Annotated in this window: 20 protein-coding genes and 1 riboswitch; of the genes, 11 read left to right on the top strand and 9 right to left on the bottom strand. The window is 37.8% G+C overall.

Going from position 1 to position 16,417, the window contains the following annotated elements:
- The first annotated feature begins 749 nt into the window (after positions 1–749).
- The 3 genes from ACXYMX_RS12155 to ACXYMX_RS12145 all read left to right on the top strand — a co-directional run bounded on the left by ACXYMX_RS12155 (position 750) and on the right by ACXYMX_RS12145 (position 2,183).
- The gene (locus ACXYMX_RS12155) at positions 750–1,061 is read left to right on the top strand and encodes a hypothetical protein (protein WP_459044504.1); all 312 of its coding nucleotides are present in this window, start codon (positions 750–752) and stop codon (positions 1,059–1,061) included.
- Positions 1,062–1,227: 166 nt separating this feature from the next.
- Positions 1,228–1,854, top strand: a complete 627-nt coding sequence (locus ACXYMX_RS12150; RefSeq protein ID WP_459044506.1) for a M28 family peptidase — start codon at positions 1,228–1,230, stop codon at positions 1,852–1,854.
- Between the two features lie 65 nt (positions 1,855–1,919).
- Positions 1,920–2,183, top strand: coding sequence for a hypothetical protein (locus tag ACXYMX_RS12145; RefSeq protein ID WP_459044503.1), 264 nt, complete (start codon positions 1,920–1,922; stop codon positions 2,181–2,183).
- Between the two features lie 151 nt (positions 2,184–2,334).
- On the opposite strand, the gene ACXYMX_RS12140 is transcribed toward ACXYMX_RS12145, so the two are convergent.
- The 4 genes from ACXYMX_RS12140 to ACXYMX_RS12125 all read right to left on the bottom strand — a co-directional run bounded on the left by ACXYMX_RS12140 (position 2,335) and on the right by ACXYMX_RS12125 (position 4,984).
- Positions 2,335–2,445, bottom strand: coding sequence for a putative holin-like toxin (locus ACXYMX_RS12140; protein ID WP_459044502.1), 111 nt, complete (start codon positions 2,443–2,445; stop codon positions 2,335–2,337).
- Between the two features lie 396 nt (positions 2,446–2,841).
- A complete protein-coding gene (locus ACXYMX_RS12135; RefSeq protein WP_459044501.1) occupies positions 2,842–3,636 on the bottom strand; it encodes a VLRF1 family aeRF1-type release factor in 795 nt (264 codons plus the stop codon).
- Between the two features lie 558 nt (positions 3,637–4,194).
- Positions 4,195–4,485: a helix-turn-helix domain-containing protein gene (locus ACXYMX_RS12130; RefSeq protein ID WP_459044500.1), complete on the bottom strand. Its 291-nt coding sequence runs from the start codon at positions 4,483–4,485 to the stop codon at positions 4,195–4,197.
- Positions 4,486–4,603: 118 nt separating this feature from the next.
- Positions 4,604–4,984, bottom strand: coding sequence for a type II toxin-antitoxin system RelE/ParE family toxin (locus tag ACXYMX_RS12125; protein ID WP_459044499.1), 381 nt, complete (start codon positions 4,982–4,984; stop codon positions 4,604–4,606).
- 258 nt (positions 4,985–5,242) lie between these two features.
- Between ACXYMX_RS12125 and ACXYMX_RS12120 the strand changes: the two genes are divergently transcribed.
- The 5 genes from ACXYMX_RS12120 (at position 5,243) to ACXYMX_RS12100 (ending at position 8,511) form a co-directional block, all read left to right on the top strand.
- Positions 5,243–5,647, top strand: coding sequence for a TOTE conflict system archaeo-eukaryotic primase domain-containing protein (locus ACXYMX_RS12120; protein ID WP_459044498.1), 405 nt, complete (start codon positions 5,243–5,245; stop codon positions 5,645–5,647).
- A gap of 40 nt (positions 5,648–5,687) precedes the next feature.
- Positions 5,688–6,146 carry a hypothetical protein gene (locus tag ACXYMX_RS12115; RefSeq protein ID WP_459044497.1) on the top strand — a complete coding sequence of 153 codons (459 nt, stop codon included), beginning with the start codon at positions 5,688–5,690 and terminating at the stop codon, positions 6,144–6,146.
- Positions 6,147–6,206: 60 nt separating this feature from the next.
- Positions 6,207–6,704, top strand: a complete 498-nt coding sequence (locus ACXYMX_RS12110; protein ID WP_459044496.1) for a nucleoside deaminase — start codon at positions 6,207–6,209, stop codon at positions 6,702–6,704.
- Between the two features lie 249 nt (positions 6,705–6,953).
- Positions 6,954–7,065, top strand: a riboswitch (SAM riboswitch).
- Between the two features lie 114 nt (positions 7,066–7,179).
- A complete protein-coding gene (gene msrA, locus ACXYMX_RS12105; RefSeq protein ID WP_459044495.1) occupies positions 7,180–7,719 on the top strand; it encodes a peptide-methionine (S)-S-oxide reductase MsrA in 540 nt (179 codons plus the stop codon).
- A gap of 165 nt (positions 7,720–7,884) precedes the next feature.
- Positions 7,885–8,511 (top strand): LysE family transporter, encoded by a 627-nt coding sequence (locus ACXYMX_RS12100; RefSeq protein WP_459044494.1) that lies wholly within the window; start codon positions 7,885–7,887, stop codon positions 8,509–8,511.
- Here the strand turns inward: ACXYMX_RS12100 and ACXYMX_RS12095 are convergent.
- From ACXYMX_RS12095 to ACXYMX_RS12085, 3 genes are all read right to left on the bottom strand, one after another.
- Positions 8,496–9,824, bottom strand: a complete 1,329-nt coding sequence (locus tag ACXYMX_RS12095) for an amino acid permease (protein ID WP_459044493.1) — start codon at positions 9,822–9,824, stop codon at positions 8,496–8,498. The two genes, ACXYMX_RS12100 and ACXYMX_RS12095, sit on opposite strands and share 16 nt — an antisense overlap.
- A 148-nt stretch (positions 9,825–9,972) precedes the next feature.
- Entirely contained in the window at positions 9,973–10,668 is a 696-nt protein-coding gene (locus ACXYMX_RS12090) for a pseudouridine synthase (RefSeq protein ID WP_459044492.1), read from the bottom strand.
- A 549-nt stretch (positions 10,669–11,217) separates the two neighbouring features.
- Positions 11,218–11,535, bottom strand: a complete 318-nt coding sequence (locus tag ACXYMX_RS12085; RefSeq protein ID WP_459044491.1) for a hypothetical protein — start codon at positions 11,533–11,535, stop codon at positions 11,218–11,220.
- A gap of 156 nt (positions 11,536–11,691) precedes the next feature.
- On the opposite strand from ACXYMX_RS12085, the gene ACXYMX_RS12080 reads away from it, so the two are divergent.
- Positions 11,692–12,510 carry an aldo/keto reductase family protein gene (locus ACXYMX_RS12080; RefSeq protein WP_459044490.1) on the top strand — a complete coding sequence of 273 codons (819 nt, stop codon included), beginning with the start codon at positions 11,692–11,694 and terminating at the stop codon, positions 12,508–12,510.
- A gap of 128 nt (positions 12,511–12,638) precedes the next feature.
- On the opposite strand, the gene ACXYMX_RS12075 is transcribed toward ACXYMX_RS12080, so the two are convergent.
- Positions 12,639–13,433, bottom strand: a complete 795-nt coding sequence (locus ACXYMX_RS12075) for a VLRF1 family aeRF1-type release factor (protein WP_459044489.1) — start codon at positions 13,431–13,433, stop codon at positions 12,639–12,641.
- A gap of 381 nt (positions 13,434–13,814) precedes the next feature.
- On the opposite strand from ACXYMX_RS12075, the gene ACXYMX_RS12070 reads away from it, so the two are divergent.
- Positions 13,815–13,898, top strand: coding sequence for a putative holin-like toxin (locus ACXYMX_RS12070; protein WP_459044505.1), 84 nt, complete (start codon positions 13,815–13,817; stop codon positions 13,896–13,898).
- Between the two features lie 406 nt (positions 13,899–14,304).
- Here the strand turns inward: ACXYMX_RS12070 and ACXYMX_RS12065 are convergent, their stop codons facing one another.
- A complete protein-coding gene (locus ACXYMX_RS12065) occupies positions 14,305–15,294 on the bottom strand; it encodes a VanW family protein (RefSeq protein ID WP_459044488.1) in 990 nt (329 codons plus the stop codon).
- Positions 15,295–15,425: 131 nt separating this feature from the next.
- Here ACXYMX_RS12065 and ACXYMX_RS12060 point away from each other — a divergent pair, with 131 nt between their 5' ends.
- Complete coding sequence (locus tag ACXYMX_RS12060) at positions 15,426–16,091, top strand: reverse transcriptase-like protein (protein WP_459044487.1); 666 nt, start codon at positions 15,426–15,428, stop codon at positions 16,089–16,091.
- Positions 16,092–16,417 lie beyond the last annotated feature (326 nt).

The raw sequence follows: 16,417 nt of genomic DNA, 5'->3' as shown, positions 1-16,417 counted from the left end.
CATCACGCTCATATTTTGAATTTTACTGGAGATAGTTTTAGAGTAACAAACGCTTTATCACGTAATAAATAAGATTGAAAATGAAGGCTGGCAAGCTTGTGTATTTTTTATTGCAAACTTATGCACTTTCTTCTTGCAAAACACAGCTTAATTCTTTTTACTGCATAACATAAATTTTCAATCAATTATTTATAATTAATAATTGATTTTGGAGAGCTAATGGTACATAATTTCATTCCAAAAACATACTTTATTAATTGCATATAGACTCACTCTATTATTTTAAGAGACGCTTTTACTATTATTGATTAACTTTAATTCACTGACTTTAATTCACTTTAAAACTTTAACTTTAAAGGGTCAGAATAATATCGGACTGTTATTGTGGTCTGCAATTTAATATTATCACTTCTTTTGGAAGGTGCATCCAAAACAAATAATCAAGAAAATACTATTAATTAAGTAGTGACCGACTTTCTATAAGAGACAAAATACTTGTACGTATTATTAGTTCATTAAATTTGATACTTATTTTGGCGAATGAATTCTAGACTTGATAGATGAAAATATATTTGACACTGTACTTTTTTTTATAATAAATTGATTTTAGATAATTAAAAAGATTTAATGAAACAATTGAAAAAAACAACTTATTAACTTTTATAATTTTCTGATATGCATCTTGCTTACTTAATATTAATTCATTATAGTTAGAGCGTGTTTATTAAATGTAAAGGATGTTGATTGTATTGAGAATCTGTGGTTACTGTCAATTGCATTTGGTTGATTATTCGAAAACGATTAATGTAAAAGAAATTGATATTTTTGAATGTGATAATTGCGCTACAAAAAGCACTAAAGTTATAAATGAATATGATGGAGGTAAAGATCTACTCGAACATTTGCAAGAAACTATTCCTCCTGGTAGTTTTTGCTTGTTATGTAAAACAGAAACTATGGAAATTACCGGTATAAAATTTGGAAACCCAATTGAAGGCTATAGCCGATGCAAAACTTGTAAATGGGAGGAAGAACTAGCTATTTATTTGGATATGATATAAGGCACTATTTACTAAATCCACTTTATAATATACAAGTGAATTATTTGGTGTCAAATATGGTAGTTTGTTTTAGCATAGCTGTGTAACAAATGATCATGCATGCTTGTGCTTTTTTACTGTGCACTACTGAAATTCAAATTATTTGATATTACGTGATATTTGTGTGATGCACACGCACACAAAAACTATACTTTTGAATGCACATCTGAATACGGTTGAAGAGATTATTGAGAACCGTGAACTCATTAAGAACGATCACATTTGGATGAGTAGCGAGGGGATACTTGGTGCGGATGATCGGGCGGGTGTGAATGTGGTCCTTTCGGCTGCGAAGTCAGTTGGAAAAAGTGATTTCAGAGGAACAGTTAAATACATTTTTACTGTGGAGGAAGAAATCGGTCTTTGTGGTGCTAGGGAAGTTACAAAATCCTTCTTATGGGATGTGGATATGACCTTCGTCATCGATCGTCGGGGAACGAGTGATATTGTGACTTCTAGGGGAGGGTATGACCCGTTTTGTACGTCTGAATTTGGTGTGAGGCTTGAACGAATTGCTAGACAATCTGGTTTTGGTGAGTGGAAAACGGTCGCCGGTGGTTCGAGTGACACGTATATTTGGGCACAAAGTGGCATTGAGAGTGTAAATCTTTCGGCGGGTTATCAGTTTGAACATACGGATGCAGAGCAGTTGGATGTGGGGGCGTGTTATGGGACGTATACGTTTCTGATGGAGATATTGAATAATACTCATCAATTGCAGAGAAGGGGACGGCGGGTGAGTAGGGCTAGTTAATTTGTTAGAAAGTTTACGTTTAAGAAATTTTCCTATACCAAAAAATGAAAGGGGACGATATTGAAATGTCACAACAAAATAATTGGTTGCTAGAGCAACGTGTAGCGGGAGGAACAAGTTTCGCATCTGCCATGCTAAGAACTCAGGCAAATGCAGAAACTTATATCAAACATATTGCGGGGGTAGTTCAAGAAGTGAAGCAATTGCCTCTAGTTGTGAAAAAGTTACGAAATGAATATGAGGTATATTGCAATGGTCAAATTGTCTGGTTTGGAAGGGATGTTGATGTCGATTTAATTCGAACAAAAACAGATGTATTTTCTGTATAATTATGATAAACTAAACATATAATTAAAAGGACTGGGTGCGTCAACACCCAGTCGATACAGCTGACATCCGCATGAAGTGCGGTTGGCCAGAGGTAATGAGTGTTTTAAAAAAAGTAACCATCTCATCTACTTAGCCGGTAGCGGAGGGAGGTTACTTTTTTCTGTTGATGACAATCGCGATGATCGCCACCAATGCTGTTAAGCTTGTGGCTAAGAATATACCGAATTGAAAAAGCATATTCATTGCATCGTATGTCATCATTTGAACACCCCCTTTCTTTCAAGGGAGTGCCAACCGCCCATCCACTATATGTAGCTGCAACGTCTATTTTACCACTTTAAACATAGAAAGCGAATAAATATTAAGGTATCTAACCTAACCCAATATCATGCATTAATTTACTGCTATGCAACGCTAGTGGGTATGCCCTTACAACTTATATTTAATCACCAAATTTCTTCCCCTTCCTTTGGGGGAGTTCGTATAATCTCGCATCGGAACATGTCTAAAGAAGTCATTCCGTTGCAAACAGTTGGTAGCATAGCTGATAACTTTAGTTCCTCATTAAAAAAGATGCCTGTGCACCACGCAATTTAGACACGATTCGGAATTGTGTCGAAGTTGTGTGGTGCACAGGCACAAAAATTCTAAAAATGTTTATTTTTCGAACACCTGGTGAAAGACATCGTTCGCTTTGCTTTTATTTAGGTTTTTATATAGACAACTAGATGGTTTTTCTCGTAAAGTTTCGGCAAAAGCGTTGGCTAGTTCGGTTTCTCCGGTTACGTGGATTTCGTGCCAGCCGCGTTCTTTCTTTAACTTTTCGACAACTTTTTCCATTCCTTTATAAAACCCTTTTATATTACTTCTAGGTCGAGGTTCCAAAGTAGGGCCTGCACTGTCTTTCTTTTCTTGACCATGATTTGCAGTTTCTATTTTCCGTATTCTCCATCCTTCCACGTTTGAGTCGAATTCGTAAGTAAGTTCCTCTTTGACAGCTCCCATTGCTGTATCTAAAATGCGTACCTCCCCAAAACTTGGTAAAACAATACCCGCTTCTGGGTAAGCTTTGTACATATACTCCATTTCTTCTGTCATCGGCTGGTTTTCCCAGTGAAAACTTGTTTTTACAGGAACTTGTACATAATGTACTGACCATAATTCAGGCTCAACAGCCCCAAAAATCACAACACTTTTACTAAGGTTATTCAGATTACTTTCCACTTCTTCTTCTACTTTTTTCCTGAGTGTGTTAAATGCTTTCACCTCTTCTTCATCTTTAGAAGCCGTTAAATACTCATCGATACGCTTAAATCCATTCTTTAAATGAATCTTCCACCCACCGTTCAATTGTTGGGGGTCACCAGGATTGGTATTTAAGTATACGCTTAGCACACAACGGTCCTTACCGTAAAATTCTTTTAATGATTCGAGTTCTTTGCCTAATGTCATTATTAAATTCCCTCCTTAAGTTGCGGTCGCTTATTAGCATGCCCATGAAAGTCGATTTGTACAAAGGAAAAACAAAGTTTAAGCAGTTAACTTTCCGAATAACTTCGGGCGCCGATCACTTAATTAATTATGGAAGTTCAAAAGTCATGTTTGTCTGAATTAATGTGTCTTTTTTGATGACTGGCACCGTTCCACAACACCAATCAGTATTTACAAATTAATAACCTCTCTATGACACAAGTTCTATGTAATTTCACTCTAATGATCTACTGAATAGAGATAGTAGAAGGGGTGCCTGTGCATCACGCAAATTTGACCCTATTCAGAATTGTTTTGGAATTGTGTGGTGCACAGGCAATAATTTTAATGTTGGGGTTGTGTATTGTACAGGCAGCTATTTCCGGAACAAAAATGGAGGAGTACCGACGGGATCTGCCCGATGAAATAACTGTATACCTTCTAATGAAATAGCTGAATAAATAAGTGGAAATAAAAAACATCCTTCGATTACGATAATCAAAGGATGTTTTGAGGATAGTTTAACTATTTGGTGCTAATTTACAGATGTCCTGCTTCTCTTGTTTCGTTGAAAGGAGTAAGATCTTCGACTAAAGCAACTTTAAGGCCCAATGCCCCAGCCACTTTTTCTAATGTATCTAGTCTTGGTATGGCATTTTCTCGTTCTAAACGCGCGATTGCTGCTTGTTTTAAATGGGATTTATCGGCTAACTCTTGTTGTGTTAAGCCAAGTTGAATCCTACGTTGAACGAGTTGGGCGACAATTTCAATACGGTCAATTTCGGATTGGTCTAAACTTGTAATTTGTTTCTTATAGTCAGCCCATTTCATGAAAAAACCTCCCTTCCGATTCGAACTGCATGTTGTTTAAATTATAGTTTTGGAAACTTTTGTTGAGTTTCTTATTGTTGTGAAAAGGAAGTATCATTTCCTTTATTAGTCGTATAAATTATTCACCTTTGAAACGTTGTTTGCCGTTCTCGATCCAATCAGTCATTTCCTTTTGAGCTTTTTGAATTTCTAGCTTTGGCGTTTTTTTAGTTTTCTTCTCAAAAGTATGCAGTAATACAATATTGTTCCCTTCCCACATAAAGAAAAATATTCGATACTTATTAGGACGTAGTTCCCAAATACCATTCCCGATATTTTTAGTATAAGGTAAACCAGAACGACTGCCGGAACGCTCTAGAATCTCAATATAAAACACAACTTTTTTTAGCAATTGTTTAGCTTGTTTATCATGAGAAGCTTGTTTATTAAGTTTATCTAAAAAATCTTTTACAGGAGAAAACCCACGATTATCTTCAAAGAAGATCACCTCATAAGTCATATTATGCCCTGACCCTTCTATATGATGAGTAATACACATAGATTATAACATTTTCGTTATAAAAAAACGACTTCTATGTTTGAAAAATATTGAGAAATAAATAAGATTCAAAACGATATACAATTCGGCTTAAATAAAGTCAATGGCTGCCACAGTTTTATTGCGGGGTATAATCCTATCACTTTAGTGTACTGATATTTATTTACTTGATTAGGGTATCCTAATTATATCGAACATGTAAATCGGAGGGGTGCAACGATGGATCATGAAATGGAGAAATTGCGACGAGAGAATCAGTATTTAAAGCAGTTATTGGTCAAGATGATGAAGCAGGAAAATAGCAATATCCCTAGAAAAATTTTAAGTAAGCAATCTTCTTTAGAAGAGAAAGTCAATCTTTTGAGAGGTTTATTCCAAGGGAGACAAGATGTCTACGCACTTCGTTGGGAGTCGAAAAAAGGGACAAATGGCTATACACCAGCTTGTGCTTTAGAATGGCAAAAGCCAATTTGTCAAAAACCACTGATTAAATGTAGTCAGTGTAAGCATCGCCAATTGCTCCCATTGTCGGATCAAGTTTTCATAGATTTTAGGATGCCTGTGCACCACACAACTTCGACACGATTTCGAATAGTTTCTAAGTTGTGTGGTGCACAGGCATGAAAGTGTAAAAATCATCAATTAAAGTGAGGTATTCGTTAAAATGAAAGAAACCGAAACTCCAGTCTTTTCCCATAGACAGTTAGCAGCAATATGCTTTAATCAAGTATGGGATTTTCTAGACAAAGAAACGAGATCACCTGAAGATCAAGAACAGATGATTCACCTTTGTCATAGTTCGTTCTGGTATTGGACGCAAGCAGAAGAATGTACGGAAAAGAATTTCTCTGTAGGCTATTGGCAACTTTCACGAGTTTACGCGGTGGCAGGCGAAGGAGAGAATGCTTTGAAGTATGCGAAACGATGTATATCAGTGAGTGTAGATGCGGATCTTGCTCCGTTTTATATTGGATACGGCTATGAGGCTGCTGCAAGACCTTCCCACGTATTAGGGCAAGCCGATGAGAGCGTGAAGTTTAAAGAGTTAGCTTTCGAATATACAGAGAAAATGACAGATCTAGATAGTAAAATTCTGTTAGTGAGTGATTTGGAAGAGATTTAAGAAGATGCCTGTGTGGTGTAAAAAGGCATGAATATTTAATACAGAATAAGGAGGATTATTGTGTTAAATGATACAGATTTGAAGCATCTTGAGCGGTGCATTGAACTAGCGAGGATTGCATTGGAAAACGGGGACCAACCATTTGGTTCAGTCCTTGTATCGGCCGACGGTAAGGTGCTTAAGGAAGAGCGCAACCATGTTGGTGACGGAGATCATACGAAGCATCCAGAATTTGCTTTGGTGCGCTGGGCGGCGGAGAACATGACGTTGGAAGATAGAAAGATGGCGACGGTCTATACTTCGGGAGAACATTGTCCGATGTGCGCTGCTGCTCATGGTTGGGCAGGTTTAGGTCGTATCGCTTTCGTTAGTTCGTCTGAGCAACTGGTGGAGTGGTTGACCGAGTTTGGGGTGGATGTTACGCAGTCGCGTGTGCGTAGTTTGCCGATTCAAGAAGTTATCCGTGATACTGAGCTAGACGGTCCTGTACCTGAACTCGCTAAGCAAGTACGCGAACTTCATCGACAGTTTTATATTGGGAAAAGTTTGGAAAATTAAAAATGCCTGTGCACCACACAATTCGGGAACGATTTAGAATCGTGTCTAAGTTGTGTGGTGAACAGGCATTAGATTTCGATAGCTTATTCAAGTTGTAATGATAGTGTGAAAAACTTCAACCCTAGTGTTTGGTGACTGTCACCAATCACTAACCCCATTGACAAGGCGGAATATAGGGACTAGTATGAATATGAAGACTAGTATGAATATACGACGATGAACTGAACGACACAAAAGCATAGTTAAAAATTGTTATAAAGAGAGGCGGAGGGACTGACCCAGTGAAGCCTCATCAACCATTGAGCTTTGTTTAAACGGTGCCAATTTCAGCAGTTCTAGTACTAAATCCGTGAGATAAGAGGTTTTGCACGCAATACTTATTATGCGGTGACGTCTAATTTTTATTAAGAGGTCGTTTTTTATTTTCAAAGAAATTGTGTCAGTACTATAAAACATCAAACTAAGGAGGATTTTTATGACTAATAATAATTATGAAGTTGCAACATTTGCGGGAGGGTGTTTTTGGTGTATGGTTCAACCGTTTGATACACAACCGGGCATAGAAAAGGTTATTTCTGGTTATATTGGCGGTGTCACTGAAAATCCAACGTATGAAGAAGTGTGTGCTGGTGTTACGGGACATACGGAAGCTGTGCAAATTACATATGACCCAGCCATCTATCCATACAAGAAGCTTGTAGAATTATATTGGCAACAAATTGATCCGACGGATGCAGGCGGACAATTTGGTAGTCGGGGATCCTCATATCGTACAGAAATCATTTATCATAATGCGCAACAAAAAGAAATTGCAGAACAATCCAAAGAAGAACTAATTAATAGTGGGCGTTTTGATAAGCCGATTGTTACAGAGATTGTTGAAGCGAAAACTTTCTATCCCGCAGAGGATTACCACCAAGGTTATTATCGTAAAAACCCAGAAAAGTATTCGAACTTTAAAGAGCAATCTGGAAGAGCGCCTTTCATTCGAGAGAATTGGAAAGTAAAAGTTTAAAGGTATAGTTGACTAGCAAAAGATGCCTGTGCACCACACAACTTAGACACGATTCAAAATTGTCTAGAAGTTGTGTGGTGCACAGGCATTAATTTTTGATTTGGTTGTACAAGGTACTCCTCAAGAATAGGATGCAAAGAAGTTCTTTTTCGGGAGGCCTGTGTTATGAACTCGATAGCTGCCTATATGATTTTAGGTGTATCTTTAGCTGCGCCAATCGGTCCAGTCAATGCCGCGATGCTGGATACAGGTATTAAAAACGGGTTTTTTCATGCATGGATGTTAGGTATGGGTGCTTTAACGGCCGACGTTCTATATATGATCATGGTCTACTTGGGAATTGGCCAAATGATTGAGTTCCCGCTTGTAAAAATAATACTTTGGTTGTTTGGTTGCTTTGTTCTAATCTATACGGGGGTAGAGAGTTTACTTTCGATACATAAAATTACATTGTTGCTAAAATTCGGTAAGGAAGTTCGTCTCAGACGTTCCCTATTCTCAGGTTTTTTGATTGCATTGTTAAATCCGCTATCCATTCTTTTTTGGCTAGGGATCTACGGTTCGATTCTAGCAGAGAATGCTGGAAATTTTTCAGGTTATCAATTAATCATCAATAGTGTGGCCATTATAGGAGGCGTCCTCTTATGGGATACAATCATCGCCATGATATCTAGTGGTGCTCGCAAATTAGTATCGATTAGGCTGTTGAAGGTGATTTCCATTATATCTTCCTTATTTATGATTGGATTTGGCGTATACTTTGGGTACCAAGCGTATCAAACTGTATTTTGAGTGGTTTCGTTCTTCCATTTATTTCGTAACGACAAGACGATCATTCCGATAACTGTAAGGAATCCTAAGCTGATCAAGAAACCAGGACGACTTGTTTGATGAAAAAGTGTACCACTAACGGACAAAGCGACTAAAATGATACCAATCATTCTCTTTACTTTATCGATTCTAGTTGGCTCAATTAATTTGTGATACATCACTAAAATTAAAAGCCAATTATAAAGAAGCATCAATGCGGCGGCTGTCGTTATATATTCAAACACTTTATCAGGCAATACTAAAGAGGTAACAATAGAAAGAACAAGTCCGATAGATGTTAATGAAACTGCAGGTAGTGGCATTTCTAATTTCATTTTCGTTTGTTTGCTAAATATCTTTGGGGCATCTCCATCTTCTGATAGTGTTTGAAGGATTGTTGTTACCGCAAATAGGGATGCTGACATCGCTGAAAACCCCGCAATAATAATGACAGCAGTAAATACATGTGGAAAAAACTCGATATGACTCACACCCAACAAAGCTTCAACAAATGGGCTTTTATTTTCCCTGAACTTATCGTATGGCAGCAGTAGTAGCGCTAACGAAAGGGCGGAAACGTAAACGATGCCAAGTAGCCCTAACAGTACTTTTCCAGACTTGGGAGCATCGTCCTTATTTTTAAGATGGATAGCCATTACGCCCATTAGTTCGATTCCTCCATACGCATAAAAGGCGAAGGTTAGTGCGCTCCAAAACCCGATGATTCCTTTTGGGAAAAACTCGCCGACAGATTGAGGAATGCCTTCCTTTAGATTTCCGTCGAGTACCCCTATAAGTGCTAAGACTGCAATGACAATAAACATAAAAATCCCGGCAATTTTCATAACAGCAAATACGCTTTCTAATTTTCCAAACGCTTTCGCGCCAATAAAGAGGACAATCAGACCGCAAACGGCATAAATGGATGTGAATATCCACAATTTAACTGTAGGGAACCAAAATCTAGAGAGTAGCGAAATAGCAGTAAGTTGGCTACCAATGATTAACATTCCTGAACTCCAGTACACCCAACCACTGCTAAAACCAGCCCAACGCCCATATGTTTTTTTGGCATAGGTACGAAAAGATCCTTTCTGGGGATCTTTTACGGACATTTTTGCGAGTGCTTCAAAAACGATATATGTAGCACTTCCAGCCATGATAAAAGCCAAGATGACTGAAGGACCCGTCATTTGAATCGCTATACTTGATGCTAGGAAAAACCCTGTGCCAATCATGCTGCCAATCCCAATTAGAGATAATTGCCACCAAGTAAGATTTGCTTTTTCATCCATTTATACACCTCCACAAAAACATAGTCTTCCACTAATAGGTCGAATTATGTGTGGTGCAGTGTTGTGAAAACCCAATAAGATGCCTGTGCACCACACAACTTCTAGACAATTTTGAATCGTGTCTAAGTTGTATCTTGCACAGGCGCACTCAATCAAGCCCAGCTATTTCCTCTTTAGTCAAGTGACGCCATTGACCGCGTTCTAATGAACCCAGTTGAATGTGCTTGATTCGAATTCTTTGTAAATGAGTAACTGTATATTGAAAACGTCTGCACATTCTCCGGATTTGTCGATTCAATCCTTGTGAAAGCACGATGCGAAACGTATACGCATCCAGCTGAAGTACAGGGCATGGATTTGTTCGTGTATAGCCTTTTTTTCTTGGATTGTAAATATCTACACCGTTTGATAACCCTACTATAAGCGTATCGGTGATTTTTTTATTGACTGTTACAATGTATTCTTTTTCATTGTTATTTTCTTCTTTCATTAACTTATTTACAACGCTTCCGTCATTTGTTAATAAAATCAGACCTTCAGTTTCTTTATCTAAACGTCCAACTGGAAATATGCGTTCAGGATAGGATACAAAGTCAATAATGTTATTAGCAATGTTAGGAGAGGCTGTGCAAGTAATCCCGCTTGGTTTATTGAGCATTATATAAATATCTTTAGAATTTTTCTTGATTTTATGACCATCTACTTCGACCTGATCATTATCTTGAACAAAATAAACATGATGCGCAATCTCGCCATTCACTAGAACTTTTTCAGCAGTAATGTATCGCTCCGCTTGTCTTCTAGAACAAAATCCCGAAGAACTAATATACTGATTCAATCTCAATGTTTCCGCACCTCGTTTATGTACAATTTCTCTATCTTCTATTGTACCATTTGCGCACTTTCAAATAATTGGAGTTGTGTGGTGCAAAACCGAATTCAGAATAGCTTACTGCAGAGGCACGCTTTCCACGTCCAACCGGGCGGATATGCTGCTTTTTCGGACAGTCCTTGGTTGGTTATTTCGCACTTTTGGATGCCTGTGCACCACACAATTTAGAAACGATTCAAAATCGTTTGGAAGTTGTGTGGTGCACAGGCAATAATTTACGTTCGCCATTGCTTATCCTCCCATCTTGATGTTTTATTTTTGTTTACCTTTGTAACGTGATTACGAAACAAATCTGTCCACTTAGTACGAGTGCGTATGGTCATTTCCATTTACCGGTAGTACAAGAAAAATATCAAACGTTCGTTATCAAAAAGGTTAAGAAAAATGAATTGTGAAAAGATGCCTGTGCACCACACAATTTAGACACAATTCAAAATTGTGTTGAAGTTGTGTGGTGCACAGGCATTAAATTAGTGGCGGGCACTAAAAAAGGAATCGGTGTTAAATCACATCATCATAAAGAGAAGTGGCATTGAATAGAATTTCACCATTTAGTAGTAAATCTAAATGCCACCACCATTCGTCCATGGTCTCTTTGGATGTCGAAAAGTCATAGGCTTTACTCGTGTGCTCAAAAACTTGTTCAGCATTACTTAATAATTTCATATCGTAGGAAGCTACCATCTTTTTTTCTTCTTTCGTTAGCGGTAACTGATGCAACTCGCTTCGAATATGGAAGGTTTCAAGCATTTCAAAAGGGCTTGTTTCACAATCAGTAATACCTTGACCATAAAGATTAATCAATTTCACTCGATCCATGAAAAAACCTCCTTTACTGTACCTATGTAAGTATACCCTTTTTCTTTTGATAAATAACGTTTGGGTGCCCTTGTTATCATTTATTGACTGAACAAATAGATTGCTTCCTTACTTTAGTATGAGTAAGGTTAGAACTATAGTATAGGAGGGGTTAAGATGAAGGATCTAACATTAAATAATGGCATTGACATTCCAATCGTCGGAAGTGGGACAAATACGTATGGTAAAGAGGGAAATCAATACGCAGGTGCTTTAAGAGGAGACACGGAGGAAATTGACTGGGCCATTGAAAACGGCTACCGTCATTTTGACTCTGCTCAAAAATATAGGAATGAAGAAGTTCTTGGACAAGGGATAAAGAAATCTTCCCTGCCACGTGAAGAATTTTTTATCACGACGAAGCTCAATACATTCGAAGGTTTCGGTGGTACAGACTGGGCCCATGCTGAAATTGAGAAAAGCTTAGAGAAATTACAAACGGACTATATTGATTTATTCCTTATCCATAATCCATGGGATGATCATGCTGAAATCCTGGAAGCGTGGCGTATTTTAGAAGACTACCATAATCGCGGAGTGTTTAAGTCAATCGGTGTTTCTAACTTTAAAAAAGAACATCTGGATATAATTCTTGAAAATGGCAGCGTGCCACCAGCGGTTAATCAAATTAAATCCCAAGTCGGTAACTGGAATGAAGAATTAATTGACTATAATAAAAAGAGTGACATTGCAACTGTGGCATGGTCTCCATTAGGCGGTATCGATGAAAATGCCAAGCAGGTACTAGAAGAAATCGGTAACCCGTACGGAAAAACATACGCACAAGTTGTGTTACGCTACCAAATTGAACGTGATGTGATCGTCATTCCTAAGTCTCATCATATAGATCGCCAAGCCCAAAGTTTAGATATTTTTGACTTTGAACTCACTGCAAGCGAACGTGACCGTATTGCCCAGTTACCAGGTTCTCATTGAATTCATTGGGTATCTGGTACTTTTAGTAACAATTACTTGAGATAACTAAAAAAGATGCCTGTGCACCACACAACTTCGACTCAATTCCGAATCGTGTCGAAGTTGTGTGGTGCACAGAGGCACTAAATTTATTTTTCGAACACCTGGTGAATGACATCGCTCGCTTTGCTTTTATTTAGGTTTTTATATAGACAACTAGCTGGTTTTTCTCGTAATGTTTCGGCAAAGGCGTTGGCTAGCTCGGTTTCTCCGGTTACGTGGATTTCTTGCCAGCCACGTTCATTCTTTAACTTTTCGATAACTTTTTCCATTCCTTTATAAAATCCTTTTATATTACTTCTAGGGCGGGGCTCTAAAGCAGGCCTCGCACTATCTTTCCTTCCCCCATCATGATTTGCAGAATCTATTTTCCGTACCCTCCATCCTTCTACGTTTGAGTCGAATTCGTAAGTAAGTTCCTCTTTAACAGCTCCCATTGCTGTATCTAAAATGCGCACCTCCCCAAAACTTGGTAAAACAATACCCGCTTCTGGGTAAGCTTTGTACATATATTCCATTTCTTCTGTCATCGGCAGGTTTTCCCAGTGAAAACTTGTTTTTACAGGAACTTGTACATAATGAACTGACCATAATTCAGGCTCAACAGCCCCAAAAATCACAACACTTTTACTAAGGTTATTCAGATTACTCTCCACTTTTTCTTCTACTTTTTTCCTAAGTGTGTTAAATGCTTTGACCTCTTTTTCATCTTTAGAAGCCGTTAAATACTCATCGATACGCTTAAATCCATTCTTTAAATGAATCTTCCAACCACCGTTCAATTGTTGGGGGTCACCAGGATTGGTATTTAAGTATACGCTTAGCACACAACGGTCCTTACCGTAAAATTCTTTTAATGATTCGAGTTCTTTGCCTAATGTCATAATTAAATTCCCTCCTTAAGTTGCGGTCGCTTTTAGCATGCCCATGAAAGACGATTTGTACAAAGGAAAAACAATTTTAAGCAGTTAACTTTCCGAATAACTTCGGGCGCCGATCACTTATTTAATTAATGAAGAAAAAGAATGAATACATAGAACATAAGTATTTTGTTAACCATTCCCAAAACAATTGAGCTGGTTGAATGAAAATATTTGGAGCGTCGATGCTAGTATTTATATTTTATTTAGTTTATCAAAACTTGACCCAATCTAAGATGTTATTTTCATAGAAATGCAGAACGTATGTATGGTATGATAATAGCGTAATAGAATAGGTGACTCAAGGGTGGTCAGTCATTTCCCGAAAGAAGGGAGGTGGCTGATATGACAATATTTGAAACGATGATGCTTGTATTCACATTTGCAGCATTGATTGTAGCAATATTGTCTTTCCACAATAAAAAATAATCCATCCTTGAGTGGTAAGCTCGTTTCAGGATGGATTTTTCTCATCAGGCTGACCCCCTTTGAAGGGAACCTGCTATTACAGACCGCCTAATGTTAAGAGCATTAGGTGGTCCTTTTTAGTATATGACATTTAAGTTAGTGATATGCTTCTATGTTAAAGTATATTACATGTTTTCACTTAATACAAATCAAAAGTTAGGGCGGTATGTGTTATGTTATTCTCGACACTCCGAGAAACTTTACTACTATACATGAATCACCATCTCCATAATAGTGCCAGGTGGCTGCGCGATAAACACTCGTGAATATTTCGCGCACAGGCACCTTTTTATACAGCCTCTTTTAGGCATCTATTTTTATGCGAAGGAGGAGGATTTTTTTCCTGACTTGATTTTCCATTACAAACTTACTCTACCGTATTTTCATTTGCCCTCGAAGTTCTTACTTCTATCGTGAGAAAGCCATTACCATATATCGCTTTGAATAAAAAAGGTCCGTCTTGTGTATTTTGAAATCTGAAATCCAATGCATCATACGAAACAGTAGCATCTCTTCCTTTTGGCACATAGCCCACATCCAATGAATGATGATGTCTTTCAATATAGTTTACTGATAATTGGTCGACTGCATTAAAAAGTGTTGAGGACGTTTGGCAAACCCCTCCGCCAATACCCATGACGAGTTTCTTATTACTTATTTCCGGTGCTGGTTGGTACCCATTTAGTTCGTCTCTCGGCCCGACCATCTCGTTAAATGAGAAATAATCCCCACTTCCAACGATCACATTATTGATAGCCTTTGCTGAAAGTTCAATATTTTTGTTCCTGTTTACATCTGAGATGTTGAAATAAGTTGTATAAGAAGCAATTATTACATCCTCTAAGTAAGGAATATCTTCAACATTATAACTACTTTCTGTAACATACAAAGGAATTTCAATGTTCTTGCCAGTAAATGATGCTTCTACAATCCTATCCACCAATTCACTTTCTTTTAAAATAATCCTTGGACTTCCTTTAATGATCTGACCGTCTTCATCCATTTTATCAAGAACCATTCTCTTGTCATACCCAGTTTCTGTTTCCGTACCTCTTGCTAATTCATAAGCTAATTTTTCAATATCCTTTTTATATGTTTCGAAATCTGTTTCATATCCTAAATCGATTGGTGATACAGTTTTAATTATTTCTAATGTAAGTGGATCAATGATATTTACAACTAAAGGATTTGTTTCCTTTTTTACTTTATTATCATAAGTTACGGGTATTTTTAAATCCTCCATCGGTTGTTTCTGTTCATTATCATTTGTTTCGAACTCTTCATTTACTGGTTTTTCTATACAACCCGCCAATCCGATTGAACATAGAATGACCAGAGCAACAATCCATCTTTTCATACTATCGTACTCCCTGCTATAAGATATTTCCAATTAAATAGCATATTCAAGTTGTAAGGATCGTGTGAAGAACTTCTAAAAGAGCATCGCATTAGGTACACTACAAAGACATACGAGTTGGAGGGATTGAGATGAAAGTTTTAATCGAATGCAGTTACCGAACACCTAAGGGGACAGAAACCGTCTTCCACTCGGAAGAAATGAAGGCGGCTCATGCGATGCTCATTGCCGAAGATTTGGTGAAGACTGGGCGTGCGAAAAGTTTGAAGTTTATCGATCAATATGACAACTCGTGGTCGGTCAAGGAAATGAAGAGTTATTTAATTGAAATCAAAACAGAGCCACATAATGTTACAGTCTATTTCGATGGAGGATTCGACCAGGCTACGAAGGCATCCGGATTGGGTTGTGTCATTTATTATGATCAGAATGGAAAGTCGTACAGACTAAGGCGGAGCGCATCTGTTCTGGAACTTACATCGAATAACGAGGCGGAATATGCAGCACTTCATCTTTGTATACAGGAGCTTGAAAATTTGAATGTCCACCATCTTCCAGTTCGAATTATTGGGGATTCTCGGGTTGTCATCAACCATTTAACCGAGGAGTGGCCGGCGATTGAACAAAATCTATACAATTGGGCGGACCGAATCGAAGCAAAAATGAAAACCCTTGAAATTACACCAGAGTATGAATTGGTATCTCGAAAGGGCAATACAGAAGCAGACAGACTAGCTACACAGGCATTGAATGGGATTGAGGTAACAGCAACTTTTGAAATCGAGAAAACGCAATAGCCAAAAAAGTGGATATGCGATGTGATACCGTTAAAGAAATCAATGAGGACTTGCGGAATAAAACTAAATCGTCTTCACTCCATTCAATGGGGCGAAGACGATCTAGGTGTGTTTAATATGGGCGTATTCTATAAGGTGCAAGTACCCAAACTGTGAAGGCGGAAATAGTATAGGAAACCAAAACGCGAATAAGCATTTACGAAGAAAGCCGAAGTCGATTTACTAAAAAAATCATAATGACTAATTGGAAAACCTGATGGATTGGCAAGGTTTTTTTCATTTATAAACTCAAGTCCAACTTAGAATTATCCTTTTGTTGAATAAAC

This window comes from Sporosarcina sp. CAU 1771, assembly GCF_054482775.1.
This window is presented reverse-complemented; position numbering and strand designations above follow the sequence as displayed.